Source organism: Streptomyces sp. NPDC046712, from assembly GCF_040645695.1.
Lineage (GTDB): Bacteria > Actinomycetota > Actinomycetes > Streptomycetales > Streptomycetaceae > Streptomyces.
The window spans coordinates 116,189-137,427 of the sequence record NZ_JBEYYW010000021.1; the positions used below are offsets into that span (position 1 = coordinate 116,189).

General features: G+C 72.6%; 15 protein-coding genes and 1 pseudogene. 11 read left to right on the forward strand and 5 right to left on the reverse strand.

Features of this window, described 5'->3' with window-relative positions; all coding sequences use genetic code 11:
* Nucleotides 1-115: 115 nt before the first annotated feature.
* Nucleotides 116-1,762 (reverse strand): acyl-CoA synthetase, encoded by a 1,647-nt coding sequence (locus ABZ939_RS25835; RefSeq protein WP_361859638.1) that lies wholly within the window; start codon nucleotides 1,760-1,762, stop codon nucleotides 116-118.
* A gap of 179 nt (nucleotides 1,763-1,941) precedes the next feature.
* Here ABZ939_RS25835 and ABZ939_RS25840 point away from each other — a divergent pair, with 179 nt between their 5' ends.
* The 9 genes from ABZ939_RS25840 (at nucleotide 1,942) to ABZ939_RS25880 (ending at nucleotide 11,183) form a co-directional block, all read left to right on the forward strand.
* On the forward strand, nucleotides 1,942-2,742 hold the full coding sequence (locus ABZ939_RS25840; protein ID WP_361859641.1) for a crotonase/enoyl-CoA hydratase family protein: 801 nt from the start codon (nucleotides 1,942-1,944) through the stop codon (nucleotides 2,740-2,742).
* A gap of 276 nt (nucleotides 2,743-3,018) precedes the next feature.
* The gene (locus tag ABZ939_RS25845; RefSeq protein WP_361859644.1) at nucleotides 3,019-3,978 is read left to right on the forward strand and encodes an OB-fold domain-containing protein; all 960 of its coding nucleotides are present in this window, start codon (nucleotides 3,019-3,021) and stop codon (nucleotides 3,976-3,978) included.
* Entirely contained in the window at nucleotides 3,975-5,033 is a 1,059-nt protein-coding gene (locus ABZ939_RS25850; RefSeq protein WP_361859647.1) for a thiolase domain-containing protein, read from the forward strand. The genes ABZ939_RS25845 and ABZ939_RS25850 overlap by 4 nt, the downstream gene beginning before the upstream one ends.
* On the forward strand, nucleotides 5,026-6,192 hold the full coding sequence (locus tag ABZ939_RS25855) for a thiolase domain-containing protein (RefSeq protein WP_361859650.1): 1,167 nt from the start codon (nucleotides 5,026-5,028) through the stop codon (nucleotides 6,190-6,192). The genes ABZ939_RS25850 and ABZ939_RS25855 overlap by 8 nt, the downstream gene beginning before the upstream one ends.
* 77 nt (nucleotides 6,193-6,269) lie before the next feature.
* Entirely contained in the window at nucleotides 6,270-6,512 is a 243-nt protein-coding gene (locus ABZ939_RS25860; protein WP_361859653.1) for a DUF397 domain-containing protein, read from the forward strand.
* 48 nt (nucleotides 6,513-6,560) lie between these two features.
* The gene (locus ABZ939_RS25865; protein ID WP_361859656.1) at nucleotides 6,561-6,971 is read left to right on the forward strand and encodes an ACT domain-containing protein; all 411 of its coding nucleotides are present in this window, start codon (nucleotides 6,561-6,563) and stop codon (nucleotides 6,969-6,971) included.
* A 109-nt stretch (nucleotides 6,972-7,080) separates the two neighbouring features.
* Complete coding sequence (locus ABZ939_RS25870; RefSeq protein ID WP_361859659.1) at nucleotides 7,081-10,197, forward strand: AAA family ATPase; 3,117 nt, start codon at nucleotides 7,081-7,083, stop codon at nucleotides 10,195-10,197.
* Nucleotides 10,198-10,300: 103 nt separating this feature from the next.
* On the forward strand, nucleotides 10,301-10,801 hold the full coding sequence (locus tag ABZ939_RS25875) for a hypothetical protein (protein WP_329124203.1): 501 nt from the start codon (nucleotides 10,301-10,303) through the stop codon (nucleotides 10,799-10,801).
* A gap of 16 nt (nucleotides 10,802-10,817) precedes the next feature.
* Nucleotides 10,818-11,183 (forward strand): RNA-binding S4 domain-containing protein, encoded by a 366-nt coding sequence (locus ABZ939_RS25880; RefSeq protein WP_361859662.1) that lies wholly within the window; start codon nucleotides 10,818-10,820, stop codon nucleotides 11,181-11,183.
* Nucleotides 11,184-11,206: 23 nt separating this feature from the next.
* Here ABZ939_RS25880 and ABZ939_RS25885 read toward each other — a convergent pair whose 3' ends face one another.
* The 3 genes from ABZ939_RS25885 to ABZ939_RS25895 all read right to left on the reverse strand — a co-directional run bounded on the left by ABZ939_RS25885 (nucleotide 11,207) and on the right by ABZ939_RS25895 (nucleotide 16,919).
* Entirely contained in the window at nucleotides 11,207-13,396 is a 2,190-nt protein-coding gene (locus tag ABZ939_RS25885; RefSeq protein WP_361859665.1) for a terpene synthase family protein, read from the reverse strand.
* Nucleotides 13,397-13,555: 159 nt separating this feature from the next.
* Complete coding sequence (locus ABZ939_RS25890) at nucleotides 13,556-15,478, reverse strand: N-acetylmuramoyl-L-alanine amidase (protein WP_361859700.1); 1,923 nt, start codon at nucleotides 15,476-15,478, stop codon at nucleotides 13,556-13,558.
* Between the two features lie 316 nt (nucleotides 15,479-15,794).
* Nucleotides 15,795-16,919 carry an aminoglycoside phosphotransferase family protein gene (locus ABZ939_RS25895; protein WP_361859668.1) on the reverse strand — a complete coding sequence of 375 codons (1,125 nt, stop codon included), beginning with the start codon at nucleotides 16,917-16,919 and terminating at the stop codon, nucleotides 15,795-15,797.
* A 233-nt stretch (nucleotides 16,920-17,152) separates the two neighbouring features.
* On the opposite strand from ABZ939_RS25895, the gene ABZ939_RS25900 reads away from it, so the two are divergent.
* Nucleotides 17,153-18,649, forward strand: a complete 1,497-nt coding sequence (locus ABZ939_RS25900) for a hypothetical protein (protein ID WP_361859670.1) — start codon at nucleotides 17,153-17,155, stop codon at nucleotides 18,647-18,649.
* A gap of 93 nt (nucleotides 18,650-18,742) precedes the next feature.
* Here ABZ939_RS25900 and ABZ939_RS25905 read toward each other — a convergent pair whose 3' ends face one another.
* Nucleotides 18,743-20,209: a SpoIIE family protein phosphatase gene (locus ABZ939_RS25905; protein ID WP_361859673.1), complete on the reverse strand. Its 1,467-nt coding sequence runs from the start codon at nucleotides 20,207-20,209 to the stop codon at nucleotides 18,743-18,745.
* A gap of 198 nt (nucleotides 20,210-20,407) precedes the next feature.
* Here ABZ939_RS25905 and ABZ939_RS25910 point away from each other — a divergent pair.
* Nucleotides 20,408-21,239 (forward strand): annotated as a pseudogene (locus ABZ939_RS25910) (hypothetical protein); the annotation flags it as partial.

Consider the following 21,239-nt stretch of genomic DNA (forward strand, 5'->3'; position numbering starts at 1 on the left):
CTCCCGCGGCGGGTCGGTGGTCTGCTTGCCGAATAGTTGACGCGGACGGAGTGGCCGGCCGACTCCCGGGCGCCCCGGGCTTCCGCATGAACCCGGTCTTCCTCCGCCGGTCGAGTCAGCTCGCCCCGGGCGGCGTGGGCGTGCGGACGTCCTCGGCCGCCGCCACCGACCGGGCCCAGCGGTAGTCCGCCTTGCCGCTCGGGGAGCGCTCGATCCGGTCGGTGATCACCAGCTGGCGGGGGATCTTGTATCCGGCGAGCCGAGTCCTGCAGTGGGTCTGGACGGTCTCCAGGTCGAGGGCGGGTGCCCCGGTGCGCAGCTGGACCACGGCCGCCACGTGGTTGCCCCACTTCGCGTCGGGGACCCCGGCCACCAGCGCGTCGTACACGTCCGGATGGGACTTGAGCGCCTGCTCGACCTCCTCCGGGTAGACCTTCTCGCCGCCGGTGTTGATGCACTGGGAGCCGCGCCCGAGGACCGTGACGATGCCGTCCTCGTCGACGGTGGCCATGTCGCCGAGCAGCACCCACCGCTCGTCGCCCTTCTGGAAGAAGGTCTCGGCCGTCTTCGCCGGGTCGTTGTAGTAGCCGAGCGGCACATGGCCGCGCTGGGCGAGGCGCCCCACTTCGCCGACCCCGACCTCCGCGTACGTCGCCGGGTCCACGACCCGCGTCCGCTCGTTGACCTCCAGGCGGAAGCCCTTCTCCGGGCCCGAGTCGTCCGTCGCCTTGCCGTTGGACCCGGACTCGGAGGAGCCGAAGTTGTTCAGGAGCAGTACGTTCGGCACGAGCGCCTGGAACTGTGCCCGCACCGTCTCCGACATGATCGCCCCGGACGAGGAGACGCTGAACAGGGAGGAGAGGTCCGTGCCCTTGAGCGGGCCGTGCAGCGCGTCGATCAGCGGCCTGAGCATGGCGTCGCCCACCAGCGACACGCTGGAGACCTTCTCCTTCTCGATGGTGCGGAGCACCTCCTCGGGCACGTACTTGCGGTGGATGACGACCCGCTGCCCGTAGTTGAAGGCGATGAACGAGGTCAGCGTCGACGTGCCGTGCATCAGCGGGGGAGCGGGGAAGAAGGTGATCCCGGCGCCGCCCGCCGCGACGCGCTCGGCCAGCTCCTCGGGGCGCTTGACCGGCTCGCCGGCCGGGTCGCCGCCGAAGAGCCCGGCGAAGAAGAGGTCCTCCTGGCGCCACATGACGCCCTTCGGCATCCCCGTCGTACCGCCCGTGTAGATGATGAAGAGGTCGTCGGCGGAGCGATCCGCGAACCCGCGCTCCGGTGATCCGGCCTCTTCCGCCTCGGCGAACGGTACGCAGGCCAGGGCCGGGGCTCCCTCGGGCAGGGTCCCCACCCGCACGAGGTGCCGCAGCTTCTCCGTCTGCGGCAGCGTGGCCGCGACCCGTTCGGTGAACTCGGCGTCGAAGACGAGTGCGGCCAGATCGGCGTCCCGGTAGAGGTAGACCAGCTCCTCCTCCACGTACCGGTAGTTCACGTTGACCGGCACGATCCGCGCCTTCAGGCAGGCCAGGACGGTCTGCAGATACTCGATGCCGTTGTACAGATGCAGGCCCAGATGCTCGCCCGGCCGGATGCCGGAGTCGATCAGATGGTGGGCGAGGCGGTTGGCGGCGGTGTCCAGCTCCGCGTACGTGAGCCGGCGCTCGGCCCCCGTACCGGGGTGGTCGACGTACACGAGCGCCTCACGGTCCGGCACCACGTCGACGACCGACTCGAACAGGTCGGCAAGGTTGTACTCCACCGTTCCTCCTGACTCCGCTGGTCGTCCTGGCCTGCACCGGCCCGAGGCGGTCATTAGAGCGCCGCCGGGCGGTGGTGGGAAGGGGTCGCGCAGAAGAATCTGACTGAGTGTCAGAAAACTATTGAACTGGACGCGCACCTCCTGCAACCTGTTCCAGGTCTGGAGACGGGAGGACGTCCATGGGTGGGACCGAACACCTCACCGTGCAGCGCGAAGGCGCCACACTCGTGCTCACACTCAACCGGCCGGAGGCCAAGAACGCGCTCTCACTGCCCATGCTGGTGGGGCTCTACGACGGCTGGCTGGAGGCCGATGCCGACGACACGATCCGCTCCGTCGTCCTGACCGGGGCGGGCGGCTCGTTCTGCGCCGGGATGGACCTCAAGGCCCTCGCGGGCAAGGGCATGGAGGGCGAGCAGTACCGGGACCGCATGCAGGCCGACCCCGATCTCCACTGGAAGGCGATGCTGCGCCACCACCGTCCGCGCAAGCCGGTCATCGCCGCCGTCGAGGGCTACTGCGTCGCCGGCGGCACCGAGATCCTCCAGGGCACCGACATCAGGATCGCGGGCTCCTCCGCGACGTTCGGGCTCTTCGAGGTGAAACGCGGTCTGTTCCCGATCGGCGGGTCGACCGTCCGGCTGCCGCGCCAGATCGCCCGCACCCACGCGCTGGAAATGCTGCTCACCGGGCGCCCGTACAGCGCCGAGGAGGCCGCCCGCATCGGACTCGTCGGCCGCGTCGTCCCCGACGGCACGACGCTGGAGGCGGCCCTGGCGGTCGCCGAGCAGATCAACGCCTGCGGTCCGCTCGCCGTCGAGGCCGTGAAGGCGTCGGTGTACGAGACCGCGGAGATGACCGAGACGGAGGGGCTGGCGGCGGAGCTGAAGCGCGGCTGGCCGATCTTCGGCACGGCGGACGCGAAGGAGGGCGCGCGCGCCTTCGCGGAGAAACGGCCGCCGGTGTACCGCCGGGAGTGACCTTTCCCCACCCCGCCCCTTCCCGAACTGGGGGCAAGCCCCCAGACCCCGTACGGCCTTCAGCCGTGTCCTCAAACGCCGGACGGGCTGAAATTCCGCCCCTGGGCGGAACATTCAGCCTCGCCGGCGTTTGAGGCGCGGGGTCTGGGGCGGAGCCCCAGTTCGGGAAGGGGCGGGGTGGGGAGAAGGCCCCGCGCAGCGGCCCCGCTCGCACCCGCGGCCCCGCTCGCACTCGCACCCGCAGCCCCCCGACCAAGGAGCCAAGGAGCCCCGCTCATGACAGCCGCCCCCGTACCGGAAACCCTCAGCGCCCCGCTCGTCGTCGAGTTCCCCTTCACCCGCTCCCTCAGCCCCGTCCAGTCCGCGTTTCTCACCGGACTGCGCGAGCGGACCGTGCTCGGGGTGCGGGCCGGTGACGGGCGCGTGCTCGTGCCGCCCGTCGAGTACGACCCCGAGACCGCCGCCGAACTCCGCGATCTCGTCGAGATCGGCGCCACCGGCACCGTCACCACCTGGGCCTGGAACCCCGAACCACGCCCCGGACAACCCCTCTCCACCCCCTTCGCCTGGGTCCTGGTCCGGCTCGACGGCGCCGACACCGCCCTGCTGCACGCCCTCGACGCGCCCGGCCCCGAGGCCGTCCGCACCGGGATGCGGGTCCGGATCCGCTGGGCCGCCGAACGGGCCGGTGCCATCACGGACATCGCCTGCTTCGAGCCGTACGAGAGCACCCCCGGACAGGAGCCGCACGAGCACGACGGGACCTTCACCGACCCCGTCACCGGCATCGTCGCGCCCGCCCGTCTCGACTACACGTACAGCCCAGGCCGCGCCCAGACCGGCTATCTCCAGGCGCTGGCCGACAACAGGACCGTCGGCGAGCGCTGCCCTTCGTGCACCAAGGTGTACGTGCCGCCCCGCGGTGCCTGCCCCACCTGCGGAGTCGCCACGACCGAACGGGTCGAGGTCGGCCCCCGCGGCACCGTCACCACCTTCTGCATCGTCAACATCAAGGCGCGCGGCCTCGACATCGAAGTGCCCTACGTCTACGCCCACATCGCCCTCGACGGCGCCGGGCTCGCCCTCCACGGCCGGATCGGCGGCATCCCGTACGACCAGGTCCGCATGGGACTGCGCGTCGAACCCGTGTGGAGCGAGGGCGGCCGCTACCCCGACCACTACCGGCCCTCCGGCGAGCCCGACGCCGACTACGACACGTACAAGGAGCTGCTGTGACGCCGGACCGAGAGGTGGCGATCGTCGCCTTCGCCCAGACCGACCACCGACGGCGCACGGACGAGCTCTCCGAGGTCGAGATGGTCATGCCCGTGCTGCACGACGTGCTGCGGCAGACCGGCCTGAAGACCTCCGACATCGGCTTCACCTGCTCCGGCTCCTCCGACTACCTCGCCGGCCGCGCGTTCTCCTTCACCATGGCCCTCGACGGTGTCGGCGCCTGGCCCCCGATCTCCGAGTCGCACGTCGAGATGGACGGCGCCTGGGCGCTCTACGAGGCCTGGGTGAAACTCCTGACCGGCGAGGCCGACACCGCGCTCGTCTACTCCTACGGGAAGTCCTCGCCCGGCTCCGTACGCGACGTCCTCACCCGGCAGCTCGACCCCTACTACGTCGCCCCGCTCTGGCCCGACTCCGTCGCCCTCGCCGCCCTCCAGGCGCGGGCGCTCATCGACGCGGGCCACACCGACGAGCCGGCTCTGGCCTCGATCGCCACCCGCAGCCGCGAGGACGCGAGCGCCAACCCGCACGCCCAGGTGCCCGGCGCCCGCCCCCAGGGCGAGTACGTCGTCGGTCCGCTGCGCACCGGCGACTGCCCGCCCGTCGGGGACGGAGCCGCCGCCGTGATCCTCGCGGCAGGAGACCGGGCTCGCGAACTCTGCGCCCGCCCCGCCTGGATCCGCGGCATGGACCACCGGATCGAGGCCCACTCCCTCGGCGTGCGCGACCTCACCGACTCGCCGTCCACCCGGCTCGCCGCCGAACGCGCCGGCGCCTTCGAGCGGCCGGTCGACACCGCCGAACTCCACGCGCCCTTCAGCTCCCAGGAGGTCGTGCTCCGCCGAGCCCTCGACCTCGACGAGAGCGTGAGGGTCAACCCGTCCGGCGGAGCGCTCGCCGCCAACCCGATGATGGCCGCCGGCCTGATCCGGCTCGGCGAGGCCGCCGCCCGCATCCACCGCGGCGCCTCCGACCGCGCCCTCGCCCACGCCACCTCCGGCCCCTGTCTGCAACAGAACCTGGTCGCCGTCCTGGAAGGGGACTCCCGTGCCTAAAGAGCCCGTGGCGATCGTCGGGATCGGCCAGACCAAGCACGTCGCCGCCCGCCACGACGTCTCGATCGCCGGACTCGTCCGCGAGGCCGCCCTGCGCGCCCTTCAGGACGCCGAGCTGACCTGGGCGGACATCGACGCCGTCGTCATCGGCAAGGCGCCGGACTTCTTCGAGGGCGTGATGATGCCGGAGCTGTACCTCGCGGACGCCCTCGGCGCGGTGGGCAAACCGATGCTCCGCGTCCACACCGCCGGTTCGGTCGGCGGGTCCACGGCGCTCGTCGCCGCGAACCTGGTCTCCGCCCGCGTCCACCGCACGGTCCTCACCCTCGCCTTCGAGAAACAGTCCGAATCGAACGCCATGTGGGGCCTGTCCCTGCCCGTCCCGTTCCAGCAGCCGCTGCTCGCGGGGGCGGGCGGCTTCTTCGCCCCGCACGTACGGGCCTACATGCGCCGCACCGGCGCCCCCGACACCGTCGGCTCCCTCGTCGCGTACAAGGACCGGCGCAACGCGCTGAAGAACCCCTACGCGCATCTCCACGAGCACGACATCACTCTGGAGAAGGTGCAGGCGTCGCCGATGCTCTGGGACCCGATCCGTTACTCGGAGACCTGCCCGTCCTCCGACGGCGCCTGCGCGATGGTCCTCACCGACCGTGCGGGCGCGGAGCGTTCGCCCCGGCCGCCCGCCTGGGTGCACGGCGGGGCGATGCGCAGCGAGCCCACGCTCTTCGCGGGCAAGGACTTCGTCTCGCCGCAGGCCGGCAAGGACTGCGCCGCCGACGTCTACCGGCAGGCGGGCGTCACCGATCCGCGCCGGGAGATCGACGCCGTCGAGATGTATGTGCCGTTCTCCTGGTACGAGCCGATGTGGCTGGAGAACCTGGGCTTCGCGGAGGAGGGCGAGGGCTGGAAGCTCACCGAGGCAGGGGTCACCGAACTCGACGGTGACCTGCCGGTGAACCCTTCGGGCGGCGTGCTCTCCACCAACCCCATCGGCGCTTCCGGGATGATCCGCTTCGCGGAGGCCGCGCTGCAGGTGCGGGGGCAGGCGGGCGAACACCAGGTGGACGGGGCGCGAAGGGCGCTCGGACACGCGTACGGAGGGGGCGCGCAGTTCTTCTCCATGTGGCTCGTGGGGGACCGGCCACCGGCGGTCTGAGGTCTGTCGGCGCCCGGTGCCGCTCGCTACTCTGAGCCCCGGACGACGATGTTGCGGGATGCGGGAGGAGCACGGACGTGGCGGAGAGCACCACCACCCAGCACGCCTTCGCGGGCTGGGACAAGCCGGAACTCGACCTCAGCGAGGCCGACTGGCGGTCGAGCAGCCAGGGCGCGGGAGACGTCCAGATCGCCTTCGTCGAGGGCTTCATCGCGATGCGCAACGGTGGACGGCCCGAGGCGCCGTCACTGATCTTCACCCCGGCCGAGTGGCGGGCGTTCGTGGTCAACGCGCGCGAAGGTGAGTTCGACCTGACCTGACGCGCTGTCGTCGCTGCCCGTGACCCCACCCGCCCTAGGCTGGTGATCATGAGTGCAGAGCGTGATCTGGCCCGGCTCGTCGCCGGGATGCGGCCGGAACTGAACCCCGGCCGCTATGTCTTCGCCACCGTGGACGGCCCCGCTCCGGCGGGCGTCGCCCCGGTCGTCACCATCGCCGAGCCCGAGGGGCTCACCCTGGTCGTACGCCAGGAAGAGGCCGATGCGGCCTCCCTGGCGTACGACTACGTGGCCGGCTGGATCACGCTGCGGGTCCACTCCGCGCTCGACGCCGTCGGACTCACCGCGGCCGTCTCCCACGAACTCGCCCAAGCCGGCCTGAGCTGCAACGTCGTGGCCGGATTCCACCACGACCACCTCTTCGTCGAACACGCCCGCGCGGACGAGGCGTTGGCCCTGTTGCGGCGTCTCGCGGAGCGATCGTCCCGGTCTTCCCGCTAAGGGTCCCAGGGGGCGCTCACGGGCGTACGCTGGGGTCTTCGCGGGGCCATCGGCCCGGCCGCACTCATCCGCGCGCGCCGGGTGTGCGCCCCCGGCGTGGGGGTGGAACGTGACAGTGCAGAGCGGCGGAGCGGGCCGCCGGGGCTTCGGCCTCTTCGAGCGCGAGGCCGAACTCGCGGCAGCCGAAGAGGCGTTGAACATGCTGACGGGTCTCGGTGGCGACGACCCGTGGCCGGGTGCGTCCGCCTCGGCCGAGCGGGTCCCGCTCCCGCGCGAGAACGCCGAGGCCGGGGAGGCGACCGGCCCTCCGCTCCGCCTCCTGAGGGGCGCGGCGGATCGCATCGGCCTTCCGCACCAGGGGCGAGCCGCCGGACGGCAGACCGGGCGCCACGGCGGCGCGAGCGCGCCGCGCGGGGCGACGGGGCCGGACCCCGCGCCGGCCGCACGGGGGCCGCGCGGCGGCGTGCTCGCCTATGCCGCCCCCGCCGGGCTCGGGAAGACCACCCTGCTCGCCGAGATCCGGCGACGCGCCTCGGCCAAGGGGTGTGCCGTGCTGTCCGCGCGGGGTGGCGACCAGGAACAGCAGGTCGCGTTCCATGTCGCCCGACAGCTGCTGCAGCCCCAGCTCGCCGCCGCCTCCGACACCGAACTCCGTGCGCAGCTGGGGAGTTGGTACGACATCGTCGGCCCCGCCCTCGGACTGTGCACGGCCGCCGACGGCGCGCCGCCCGACCCGCAGGGCCTGCGCGACGGACTCGACTGGGTCCTGACCCACCTCGCGATCCGGCGCGCGCCGCTCGTCGTCGTCCTCGACGACGCCCACTGGGCCGACCCCGAGTCCCTCGGCTGGCTCTCCGCCTTCGCACCCCGCGCCGAGGACCTGCCGATGCTCCTCGTCGTCGCTTACCGCCCCGACGAACTCCCCGACTCCGGAGAGGAGTTCACCGGCAGGCGATCGGGGCAGCGGCCCCTCGGGCTCGAACCGCTCACCTCCGCCGCCATCGCCCGTCTGGTCCGCGACCGGGTCGGCGCCCACGCCGACGACACCTTCTGCCGGGAGTGCTGGGCCGTCACCTCCGGCAACCCCTTCGAAGCCGTCGAACTCGCCGCCAAGGTCCGCGACCGCGGCCTCGAACCCACCGCGGAGGGCGCCCACGAGCTCCGCGATCTCGCCGCCGCGGCCAAGGGCAGCGGACTCGCCGCGCGCCTCGAACGTCTCGGCACCGCCACCGTCCGCCTCGCCTGGGCCTGCGCCGTCCTCGGCACCGAGATCTCCCCGCAGCTCGCCGGCGCGGTCGCCGGTCTCGGCGGCGAGGCCGTGGCCGAGTGCGCCGAGCGGCTGCGCGACGCCCGCATCCTGGCCGGCACCGAGACCCTCGAGTTCGTCCACCCGCTGATCGCCACCGCCGTCTACAAGGCCATCCCCGACGGCGCCCGCGTCGCGCTGCACGGCCAGGCCGCCTGGTGCGTCATCGACGCCGGACTCGGCTCCACCGCCGCCGCCCGCCACCTTCTGGAGACCCACCCCGAAGGCGACCCGTGGGTCGTCGGCCATCTGCGCGCCGCCGCCGGCGAGACCCTGCGCGCCGGCGCCCCCGACGCGGCCCGCCGCTTCCTCGCCCGCGCCCTGCGCGAACCGCCCGCCGACGACGAGCGGGCCGCCGTCCTCTTCGAGCTCGGCAGCGCCTCCCTGCTCACCGAGCCCGCCACCACCGTCAACCATCTGCGCGCCGCCCTGGCGGAGCCCGTCCCCGACCCCGCCCTGCGCCACGGCATCGTCTACCGGCTCTCCCAGGTCCTCGCCCACAGCGACCGGCTCGTGGAGGCCTCCGAGCTCCTCGGCCGCGAGTCCCAGCTCACCACCGACGCGCGCAGCCGGCTCCGTATGCAGGCCGAGAAGTTCATGTGGGACGCCTTCCGCGCCGACGAACCCGACTCGCCCGCCCGCTCCCGCCGACTCGCCCGGCTCGCCGACCGGCTCACCGGCCGCGACCTCACCGAGCGGTACGTCATCGGCCTGCGCGCCTGGGACGCCACCGTGCGCGCCGAACCCTCCGCCGTCGCGGTCGGCCACGCCGAGCGCGCCCTGGAGGGCGGCCTCAGCTGGGCCGACGAGAGCCGTGGCTTCGAGGTGCCGGTCCTGGTGGCGCTCACCTTCCTCTACGCCGACCGGCCCGGCCGCGCCGAGGAGCTCTTCGCGGCCGGCACCGCCGAGTTCGAGCGCCAGGGCTGGCGCGGCGCGCATCTCTCCTTCGCGTACACCCTCCTCGGGTACATCCGCTACCGGCGCGGCCGGCTCGTCGAGGCCGAGGACTTCGTCCGCGCGGGACTGCGACTCGCCGAGCGCGTCGGACCCCGTACCCCGGCCCAGTGGTACGCCGTCGGCGTGATGATCGAGGTGCTGCTGGCCCGCGGGCGCGTCGAGGAGGCCGACCGGATCGCCCGCACGCACGACTTCGGCGAGCCGTTCCCCGCCGCGGTGACCTTCCCCGACTCCCAGACCGTCCACGCCGAACTGCTCCTGGCCAGGGGGCGCACCGAGGAGGCCGCCGCCGAGCTGGCCGCCGTCGGCCGCCGCCTGGACCCGCGCGGCATGCGCAACCCCGCCTGGTGCCCCTGGCAGCTCCACCTCGCCCTCGCCGAGGCACGGGAGACCCCCGAGCGGGCCCGCGACACCGCCCTCGACGCCGTCGCCCGGGCCCGCCAGTACGGCGCGCCCTCCGCGATCGGCCAGGCGCTGCGCGTGACCGCGGAGGTCACCGGCGGCGACGAGCGCGTCAAGCTCCTGGAGGAGTCCGTCGACTGGCTGGAGCGGTCGCCCGCCGCGTACGAGCTGGCGCGCTCCCTCGTCGCCCTCGGCGCCGCGCTGCGCCGCACCGGCCGGACGGACGAGGGCGCCGAGTACCTCTACCGAGGTCTGGAGGCGGCCCAGACCTGCGGCGCGGACGGCCTCGGGGAGGAGGCCCGCGCCGAGCTCACCGCCGCAGGGCTCCGGCCCCGCACCCTCCACTCGGCGGGCACGGACACGCTCACCGCGCGTGAGAGCACCGCCGCCGAGCTCACCGTCCGTGGCGAGGACGCGGCGGCCGCCCTGGGCGTCGACGCGTCCGCCGTGACCCTGCTCCTGTCCGCCGTCTACCGCAAGCTCGGCACCGACCGCTCCGGCCTCGCCCAGGCCCTCCGGAACACCGGCCCGGAGCCCCACGGGAGCGGCCGGCCCGGCTGAACCGCCGGCCCGCCGCAGGACCCGGCCGGGCGTGTCGCCGGACCCGTCAACCGGACCCGCCCCGGCGCGTCGCATCGCGCGCCGGGGCACGTACCATGGCCGTATGTCCTTCCTCCGCCGCCGCAGCGCCGCCACACCCGCGGGCCCGGACTTCGACGTCCTGGCCATGGACCCGGGGGACTGGCCCGGCAACCTCGGCGCCGGTCTGCTGCCCGCCCCCGACGGCAGCTGCCAGGGCGTCTTCCTGCGCTACGACCTGTTCGGCGGCCGCGGCCCCGCGATGATCATCGGCAATCTGCCGGAGGGCTCCCCGGCCCGCGAGCTCGCCGACGGCCAGATCCCCTTCGAGGTCGCACAGCTCCTCGCGGCCCTGGAGAACGACGAGCCGGTCGAGGTCCTCGACACCGAGGACATGCCGGTGATGCAGGGCGACAACCTGCTGATCGTGCGCCGCATCAAGCTCTCCGAGAGCCGGATCTCCTGCGTGCAGTTCGACCGCAGCGACAACGTCCTGGTGACGATCGCCAGTTGGGACCGGCCTATCACCGACGACCTGTACGCGCTCCTCAAGCCGCTGCCCGCCGAGCTCTTCCAGCAGGGCTGACGGAGGGCGGGGGCCGATGAGCGCACGCGTCGACAGCTGGATCTGGGCGGTCCGCCTCACCAAGACCCGCTCCCAGGCCGCCGCGGCCTGCCGGGCCGGACACGTCAAGGTGAACGGCGAGCGCGCCAAGCCCGCCCAGCCGGTGAAGCCCGGCGACGAGGTGCGGCTCTTCCACGGCGGCCGGGAACGGATCGTCGAGGTCAAGCAGCTCCTCACCAAGCGGGTCGGCCCGCCCGTCGCCGCCGAGGCGTACGTCGACAACAGCCCGCCGCCGCCCCCGCGCGAGCATGTGGCCCTCGCCGGCGTCCGCGAGCGCGGCGCCGGCCGGCCGACGAAGCGCGAGCGCCGCGAACTGGACGAGCTGCGCGGCCGCACCTCCTGAAGCGGCCGCGTCCAGCCCGGCCGTTACGGAGCGAACAGTGCGGCCACCCGCGCGGCCGACGTCCCGAGCCCCGTCGGGCCCATCCGCGCCAGCGCCGTACCACTGCCGGAGCGGACGTCACCGGATCCGTACCGGCGCACGGCCCCGTGCCAGTGGAGGACCCCGGCGAGCCAGTCCTCCAACTCCCGTACGTACGCCTCGAAGGCGGCGCGCCCTGCCGCGTCCAGTGCGAAGTCCTCGTACAGCATGGGCAGTTCGTGCTGCTTCACATGCTCGAACTGGCGGAGCCGGCCGCGCATCAGGTCGTCGACCATCGACACGGCCGTCGGATAGTCGCAGTCGAAGAACTTCTGCAGCACCAGCACGCCGTTGTGCATCTCGCCCTCGACCTCGATCTCCTTCTGGTACGAGACCAGGTCGTTGAGCAGGGCAGCGTAGTCCGCGGCGGAACTCTCCAGACTGCGGACCGTGCCCGTGCGGTAGATCTCGGGAGGCAGTACGTCGGAGCGACGCAACCGGCAGAGCAGCATCGTCAGCTCCGAGCCGAAGGTCGTGCGCCGCATCTCGATGTAGTCCACCGGGTCGGGCACCCGGTGCTGGGCCTGGTTGTGCAGCTCCCACATCCAGCTGTCCAGCATCGCGTGGAGTGCGGTCCGCAGCTGCTCCCTGGCTTCCGTCCCCATCGGATCGGCGGTGCGGGCCCAGAGGTCGGCCAGCGAGCATTCCAGCGGGCCGACCGCGAACGCCTGCCCGGCGGCCGGATCGTCCACCGGCGTCAGGGACTTGAGGCGCTCCGTGCACTCCTTGGCGCCGATCAGGTTGCGCGGCCGGCCGAAGACCAGCGGGTAGTAGTCGTCCGCGTACGTGCCCCACGTCAGCCACTCGGCGCTCAGCTCCAGCTCCTCCATGGTGGCGTCCGGGTCGATGCCCGCCGAGCAGAGAGCGAAGTCGAAGCCCTCCAGCGTCGGCCGGTCCCAGATGTCGTCCAGGAGCCCCATCCGCTCCGCCCAGTCCACCGAGAGCCGCTGCGCCTCCCGGTGGTGCGGGCTGAGGGACAGCGCGTACGGCAGGTCGAACTCGGGCAGCAGCGAGGGCCCCACCTTCTGGTGCGGCATGTGCGTCAGTGCGCGCAGTCGCGAGGCGGCGGGGCGGCCGAAGAGGGTGCGGATGTCGAGCGCGGAGGTGCCGAGCACCCCGTCGAGCCGCGAAGGCCCGGTGTCCAGGCCCTGGTTCATATAGCGGCTGGAGCGCATGTGCCACTCGTGCCCGCCGGACTGCCAGTCCTGCAGCCCCTTCGCGTACAGCGCGACGGCCGCGCACTCCTCGGGTCTCAGCCCCTTCTCCAGGCAGAGGCCCGGAACTTCGGTGAGCGCCGTGTTCTCGAACTGCTGCAGCCGTGAGGTCAGCAGGTCGTTGACGGCCTCGGCCGCCTCCTGGGTCGTGCACCCGAGGAACTTCTCCAGGACGAGGACGCCGTTGCTGTTCTCGCCCTCGTCCTCGACCTCCCGCTGGTACGAGAAGAGGTCGTTGCGCAGATGCACCGCGTCGGAGAAGGCGTCGCGCAGCACGCGCAGCGGACGGGAGTGCGCCACCTGCTCGGGGACCTCGGCACCGGCCGCGTACTCGACGAGCCCCGCCGACCAGGGGGCGCCACCCACCTTGCGACGCATCTCGATGTACTCGACGGGGTTGGCGATCCGCCCCTCGTTGATGTTGTCGAGCTCCCACAGGGACTCGTAAAGCAGCGCCTCGGTGGACTCGGAGAATCGTTCCCGCCATGCCGGGGACATCGCCGGGACGGTCCGCGTCCACAGATCCGCGAGTCCGGCCTCCACCGGATTGGTCGGCTCCGGCATCGCCGCCGACGGGTCCCTCGGCATGAAGAGCGGCAGCCGGTCCAGGTACGCCTTGCTGCCCGGCCGGTCCTGGGTGCGCTTGAAGACCTCCAGGAAGTGGTCGTCGAAGAAGAAGACCCAGGTGTACCAGTCGGTGACCAGGGACAGCACCTCGGCGTCGCAGTCGGGGTGGGTGTACGAGCAGAGCAGCGCGTAGTCGTGGGACTCGAGGTCGTGCTCCTCCCAGATGCCGGAGCCCTCCAGCATCCCCATCGCCCGCGCCCACTCCCGCGTGTGGGTGCGGGCGGCCTCCACATGGGGGTTGAGCCGCGCCGGATACGGGACATAGAAATCCGGCAGAACGAAGGGCTGAGCCATGCGTACGGGGCCTTCCGGTGAGCGTGGGCGGTGTCCGGCCCAGCCTTACCCCTCGCCCCTGCCGGCCACGCGACCTCGAAATTAGTCGTACGAACGTCACGGGGGTGTCGCCGGGCCGCGAGCCCGGCGACACCCCTCAGGGCATGGCCGACATCGTGCTCAGGCGCGGGAAACCCGCACGTCGGACGCCTTCACGAAAGCCACCCGGTGGCCGAACTGGATCTCGTAGTACTCCTCCTGGCCCCGAACGACCCGGTGCCCGGTGGTGTCGAACACCGGCGCGAAGTAGTACTCGCCCGGGGTGCGATCACCCACCACGTACGACTGGCCCGCGAGCAGCTTGTACGGCAGCGGCGACACCGCCTGGACCGGAACACCCGCCGGATACGCCGAGGCCTCCGGATAGGCACGCCCGTACACCGGGATCTCCGTCGCCCCGTCCTTCGGGGTCAGTACCCAGCCCCGCGCGTTCACCGCCGTCGGCCGCTCCTGCGGGTTGTGGAACCAGGCCTTCTGGCCGAGGTACCAGATCGCCGTCCAGTCGCCGCTCCGCTCCGCCACCGCGTACTGCTGGCCCGTCGAGGCCCGCGCCCCGGTGTCGTTGACGCCGGTCGTCGAGTCCTGGCCGCCGGGCCGCAGACCGATGTCCTTCACCAGGGGCGCGTCGGCGCTCGGCGCCGTGTGCAGCCGGACGGCACCGCTGCCGTGCGGAGCGCACGCCTCTCCCGCCTTCACACACCCCGTGTACACCGGCTGGTGCGCGGTGTACTCCGGACGGATCGTCACCACACCCGCGTTCGGACCCGCGCTCGGCGTGAACGGCCGGCCGAGCAGCTGGAAGTAGTGGGCCCAGTCCCAGTACGGCCCCGGGTCGGTGTGCATCCCGCGGATCGTCGAGGTGACCGTGCCCGGCACGTTGTCGTGGCCGAGGATGTGCTGCCGGTCGAGCGGGATGTCGTAACGCTGTGCCAGGTACCGGACCAGGCGGGCCGAGGTCCGGTACATCGCCTCCGTGTACCAGGAGTCCGGGGCGGTCAGGAAGCCCTCGTGCTCCAGGCCGACCGACTTGGCGTTCACGAACCAGTTGCCCGCGTGCCAGCCGACGTCCTTCAGCGGCAGGTGCTGCGCGATGTGCCCGTCGGAGGAGCGCAGCGAGTACTGCCAGGAGACGTACGTCGGGTCCTGCACGAGCTTGAGGGTGACGTCCCACGTCGCCTCGGTGTCGTGCACGACGATGTACTCGATCGACTGGGACGCGGGCCGGTTCGCCTTGTCGTGGTTGCCGTAGTCGCCGTCCCCGAACTCCTCGTACGGTGCGGGGATCCACTCGCAGGCGACCGTCTTCGGGCATTCGGTCCGCCCCGCGTCCGCCGTGCGCAGTCCGAGTGCGGCCACCTGCTCCCTCGCGGGCGCCAGGTCCGGGTCGGCCGCGAGCGTGACGACCTGCCCGCTGTCGGTCGTTCGGGTCTCACCGCCGCGGATCACGTCGTACACGTCGTCGGCATACGTCGCCGCCGTCGCGCTGTCGTCGGCGCCGGAGTACGTCGCCACCGCCCCGTACCAGTCGGCCGGGTCGGAGCTCAGCGGCCGGCCCGACGCGCGCTGGGCGGCGGCGAGCAGCGCGGCCCCGCCCTCGATGTTCGCGGCGGTACTGCTCCGCAGCTCCTCCGCCGGAATCCCCGACAGCTCCGCGGCCCGGTCAAGCGTCCTGAGGCGGGCCGGCAGCTCGGCCGCCGTCGGCAGCGCTACCCCTTCCGCCGTTCCGTGGCGTGGCGCACGGGAGTCGTCGCCCCGAGCGTCCTCCTCGCCGTGCGAGTGGTGCGGGGCCTGGGCCAGCGCCGTCACCGCGTCCGTGAGATGCATCGGACCGTAGCCCCCGGTCACACTCGGCGCCCCACCGTGGGCATCCCACCGAGACTGGAGGTACGACACAGCGAGCAGCACGCTCTGCGGCACACCCTGGCGCTCGGCCGCTGCGGCGAACTGGCGCTGGAGCGAGTCGGATTCCAGCGGGTCGGCGGTGGCCGATGGGGCGGCCGAGAGAAGGGGGAACAGCAGAGCGGCGGACGCCACGGCGCCCACCGTCCGGGCGACCCGTCTGTGCGACGCGGAACGGTGCAAGGCAGCCTCCAGGAACGGGGGTGATGAGGGGGCGTGCGGGGCCGAACCCGTACAGGGGTATCGGCTTCCGGACGATCCGTCAATCACCCCTCACTCCATGGGATTTCCCATGTCAGGGGGCATGTCGCGGAGTTTCGCGGCGGCGGTGCGCGGGCCTGCGGCGCGTCAGTGGAATGGACCAATGAGGCGACTGCCGGCGCGAGCACGAACGCCGCGCCCCGGTGTGTCGGCACCGGGTGCGCGGCGCATCACCCCCGTCGGCTCGGTCGGCGTGCAGTCACCTGGTACCGACCGCGGCGCGCACGGCCCGCCGTGCCATGGCGCAGTCGTCGTGCAGCCGCCGCAACAGCAGCCGCTGCTCCTCGCCGGGCGAGACCGCGCCGGAGGGGACGGGAACCGAACCGGCGGGCGGAGCCTCCTTGATGGTGCGCTGCACCGCCGTCTCGTACGTACGGATCTCCCGCGTCAGCACGATCATCAGGTTCACCAGGAAGGCGTCCCGGGACGCCGCTCCCGCCTGCTGGGCGAGCTGACTGATCTGCCGCCGCGCCAACGGCGCGTCACCGAGCACCGCCCACATCGTCGCCAGGTCGTACCCGGGCAGATACCAGCCCGCATGCTCCCAGTCGACCAGGACCGGCCCCGTGGGGGAGAGCAGGATGTTGGAGAGCAAGGCGTCGCCGTGACAGAACTGGCCCATGCCCTGGCGTCCGCCGGCATGCGCAAGACCGTGCAGCAGCTTCTGCAGGTCGTCCCGGTCGCGATCGGTGAACAGGCCCAGCTCGTGGTAGCGCGCGATCCGCGAACCGTAGTCGAGCGGAGCGTCGAAGGTGCCGGCCGGCGGCCGCCAGGCATTGAGCCGGGCGATCGCGCCGAGCGCCGCGCGCAGATCCGCGCGGGGCGGGGCCTCCACGGGATGGCGCGTCAACGCCGCCGCCCGTCCGGGCATCCGCTCGATCACCAGCGTGCAGTTGTCCGGGTCCGCCGCGATCAGCCGCGGGGCACGCACCGGCGGGCGGTGCCGGACGAACGAGCGGTAGGAAGCTATTTCGTGCTGGAACCGCTCGACCCACGCGGGGGAGTGGTCCAGTAAACACTTGGCGACCGCGGTGGTCCGTCCGGTCGTCCCGACGATCAGTACGGAACGGCCGCTGCGCCGCAGCACCTGCACCGGGTTGAACTCCGGGCAGATCCGGTGGACGGACGCGATCGCCATCCTCACCTGGGCCCCCTGAGGGCCCGACAGGTCGATTCTCCCGCTGGGCGCCTGGGCGGTACTGCCCGGCCAGCGCCGCGCCCGGCCCGCGGGGGAGACGGGGGCGAGATACGGTCCGCTGCCGGCCGGCACGGAACGGTGCTGCGGCCGGGGCGGGGCGGACACGGAGGACGATGCTGTGTACATGGGGAGACAGATCCCTTCGTGTGCCGACGAGTTGCATGCGTCGCCCCGCCCGGCCTCCGGTCCGCACCCTGGGGAATGAGGGCCGGTTACCGGGGCGGGGTGGCGCGTTCCTACCTGACACCCGGGCGCGGGTGGCGGAACATCGGGCGCACCCTGGCGAAGCCTGGCGAATAGTCGCCAGCCCTATGACAGGGGGTTACTGTCAACTCAGCCGAGAACCTGGGGGCTTAGACGTGACTGGACAGACCAACACCCGCCTGGCAGACCTCTTCGGCCTCGCCGGCTGGTCCAAGGGAGAGCTCGCGAGGCTCGTCAACCGGCAGGCGGCGGCCATGGGCCATCCGCAACTGTCGACCGACACCTCACGGGTGAGGCGATGGATCGACATGGGGGAGACCCCGCGCGATCCGGTCCCCCGGGTGCTGGCTGCACTGTTCACCGAGCGACTCGGCCGTGTCGTGACCATCGAGGACCTCGGGTTCGTACGACGCGGGCGCGCCGGGAAACGGCAGAACGTCAGGAACACCGACAACCCTGACGGGCTGCCCTGGGCGCCCGAGCGTACGGCAGCGGTCCTCACCGAATTCACGGGAATGGACCTCATGCTCAACCGACGCGGCCTGATGGGCGCGGGCGCCGTGCTCGCCGCCGGCTCCGCACTCACCAGCGCCATGCACGACTGGCTCCACACCGACCCCGCACGCGCCGCCGCGCAAGCCCCCCGCGCCAACGATCCCCTCCACGCCGACCCCGCTGGGTTCGACCGCTACGAGGCCGCCCCCATCGGGTCGGAGGAGATCGAGGCTCTGGAGCGCTCGGTGGAGGTCTTCCGCGCCTGGGACGCCTCCCGCGGCGGCGGACTCCAACGCAAGGCGGTCGTAGGCCAGTTGAACGAAGTGGGCGGCATGCTCGCCTACCACCACCCCGACCACCTCCAGCGGCGCCTCTGGGGCGTCGCCGCCAACCTGGCCGTGCTCGCAGGGTGGATGTCCCACGACGTCGGCCTCGAACCCACCGCCCAGAAGTACTTCGTCATCGCCGCCCACGCGGCCCGTGAGGGTGGCGACCGGCCGCGCGCCGGTGAGGCGCTGTCCCGGGCCGCGCGCCAGATGGTCCACCTCGGCCGTCCCGACGACGCCCTCGACCTGATGAAGCTCGCCAAGTCGGGCTCCGGCGAGGAAGTGTTGCCGCGCACCCAGGCGATGCTGCACACCATCGAGGCCTGGGCGCAGGCGTCCATGGGCAAGGGGCAGGCCATGCGCCGCACCCTCGGCGAGGCCGAGGACCTCTTCGTCTCCGACCGCTCGGACGTGCCACCGCCGAGCTGGATGCAGAACTTCGACGACGCCGACATGCACGGGATGCAGGCCCTCGCCTACCGCACCCTCGCCGAGCACGACCCCTCCGCCGCCGTCCCGGCGCAGCGCCACGCCAAGCTGGCGCTCGAGCTGCGCCGCAGCGGCCACAACCGCTCCAAGCTCTTCGACTACATCTCGCTCGCCTCGGCCTGCTTCATCGCCGACGACCCGGAACAGGCCGACCGGTACGCCCGGCTCGCCCTGGTCTCCATGGGCGAGACGTCCTCCCACCGGACCTGGGACCGGCTGCGCGAGATGTACCGGCTGACCGGGCAGTACGCCGGCTACGCCCAGATCGAGGACCTGCGTGAGGAGATCGAGCTCGCGCTGCCCAAGCCCGCCGCGAAGCGACCGAGGACCGGCTCGATCTGAGCCGGTCGGGGCTCGGCAGCACCACCCCGTACGCACGAGAAAGGGCACACCGGCTCTGCCGGTATGCCCTCCTGAGCGGCGTCCCCGCCCCTCCTACTGGCCCACCCGGACCACCATCACGCAGGCGTCGTCCTCACGCGGTGCCTCGCCGAACTCCTCCACCACCGACCGCACGCACTCCTGCGCGTCCCGCGCACCGGCCAGTCGTGGCGCCAGCGCGAGCAGGCGCTCCGCGCCCGAGTCGTCCATGCCGCCGCGGCGGGTCAGCCCGTCCGTGTGCAGCATCAGGAGATCGCCGGGGAGGAGCCTGATCTCGGCCTCCTCGTACACGGCCCCGGCCGTCGCACCCAGGAGCACACCGTCGGGTCGTTTCAGAGCGCGCCCCGTCCCGTTGCGGAAGAGCAGGGGGGCGGGGTGTCCTGCCTGTGCCCAGGAGAGCGTCTGGCTCGCCGGCTCGTAGCGGCAGCACATCGCGCTGCCCAGGGCCGGCTGGACGGAGGTCTCGAGCAGCTGGTTGAGATGGCCCATCAGGGCGCCGGGGCGGATTCCGGCCACGGCCATCCCGCGCAGCGCGCCGAGGAGCATGGCCATCGAGGAGGTGGCGGAGACACCGTGTCCGGTGAGGTCGCCGACCGTCAGCAGCGCGTCCCCGTCCGGGAGCGCGAGTGCGTCGTACCAGTCGCCGCCGATAAGACCGGTCGACGCGGCCGGCAGGTAGTGGCCCGCCACGTCGAGCGGGGCACCCGGGCCGCCGTGGGCGAAGCTCAGGGAACCGCGCCACGGAGGCAGGACGGCCTCCTGGAGCTCCACGGCGACCCGGCGCTCGGTGCGCTCGATGTGGCGGCGGCGCTGCAGGCTGTCACGGGACTCGCGGACCGCCCGCTCGCTGCGGCGCAGTTCGCTGACATCGCGTAAAACGGCCCACATCGAGGCCGTGCAGCCGTCGGCGTCGAGGACCGGCTCGCCCATCATGTGGAGGGTGCGGACCCGGCCGTCGGTGCGGACGATCCGGAACTCGCCGTCGATCGGCTTACCGTCGATCAGACAGTCCGTCACCATCGCCTGGAGCACGGGCTGGTCCTCGGCGAAGACCATCGAGGGGAGTTCGTCCAGCGACATCGGACCGCTCTCCGGGGTCCGGCCGAAGATCTGGTACAGCTCCTCGGACCAGCTGACCTCGTCGTTGAGCAGATTCCACTCGGCGCTGCCGACGCGGCTCAGCAGGGAGCCGGTGCGCGCGGGGGCGGGGTCGCCGTAGGCGGCGCCGGGGTCGGACGCGGCTTCGACCTCGACCGGATCGGCGCCGGGCAGGACGGCGGGCTCCTCCGGGAGGCCGGCCTTGAGCTGGCCCAAGTGCGCGCCGAGGTCGTCGAGTTGATGCACGGCCAGGTCGCACAGGGCGCGCTGCCAGCGGTTCTTCGGGTCGTCCTCGTCCAGTACGGCGTCCCGGCGTACGGCGTCCACGTCACCGCGCAGACGGCGGGTCTGCGAGATCAACGCGTCCACCATGCCGGGCTCCGGCGGCTGGGCGGGACGGTCCGCGAACAGATGGGACGGCATGTCGTACTCCGATACAGGCGCGGCGCGGGCGAGCGGTGGAACAAGGCCCGGATACGACTGTTGCACAGGCGGGGAGAGCCCGTAAGGGATTTGGCAACACTCGATACGGTGGTGCTTCTGGCATATGCCAAAGGCCCGCCGATTATCGGCCATCGGGGTGATAACGATAAGGGGCGGTGGGAAGGTTACGGTGCTGGTGTGGTGAACGACGAGGTGAACACGGTGGGTACGGCGGTGCTGCTCGCGGCGGCCCCGGCAGGGCGGGGACGAGCGGTGGACGCGGCCTCCGTGCTGCCCGCCCTGGCGGCGGTGCCGCCGAGCGCGCTGACCGGCACGCCGGTGGCGACGGTCGTCGAACTGGCCGACCCGCTGGACCCGCAGACCGTGCTGACGCGCCTTCGGGCGGCGGCGGCGACGCCGGGGCCGCTGGCCGTCTACCTCGCGGGCCAGCTCCAACTCGACCGGCGCCAGCACCTGCCGCACCTGGCGCTGGCGCGCAGCACACCGACGACGCTGCGGTACACGGGGCTGCCCTGGCACTGGCTCGCGGCGGAGCTCGCGACGCGCCGGCCGGGAACGACGACGGTGGTGGCGGACCTGGTCGCGGACCCGGAGCTGTGGCAACACCTGCGGACCGCCCCCGGCCTCCTGTCCCTGGGCCCGGGCCCGCTCCTCTACGGCAGGGTCGCCCCGGCCCCGCGCCGGGGGGACCCGGCGACCCCGGAGTACCTCCGCCACTTCGCGACCGTATGGCGCACCGGCGCCCGCCCGCCGCTGTCCCACCTCCACGCGGAGGCGGCGACGCAGGCCGGCGAGGCCGACGCGCTGCTCCTGACCCCCGATCCGGCGGTCGGCACGCCTGCCGGACCGCCCGTGCCGGTGTACCCGGCCCCGCCCGCCGCCGGCGGTGTGCAGGTCGCGGTACCAGCTGTCCCCGAGGCGTACGAGATCAAGGGCACCGGTCTGCAGATCGCGGCCCGCGCGACCGCGCATCTGACCGACTCCTCCGTGCACCGCACCTCGGCCGACG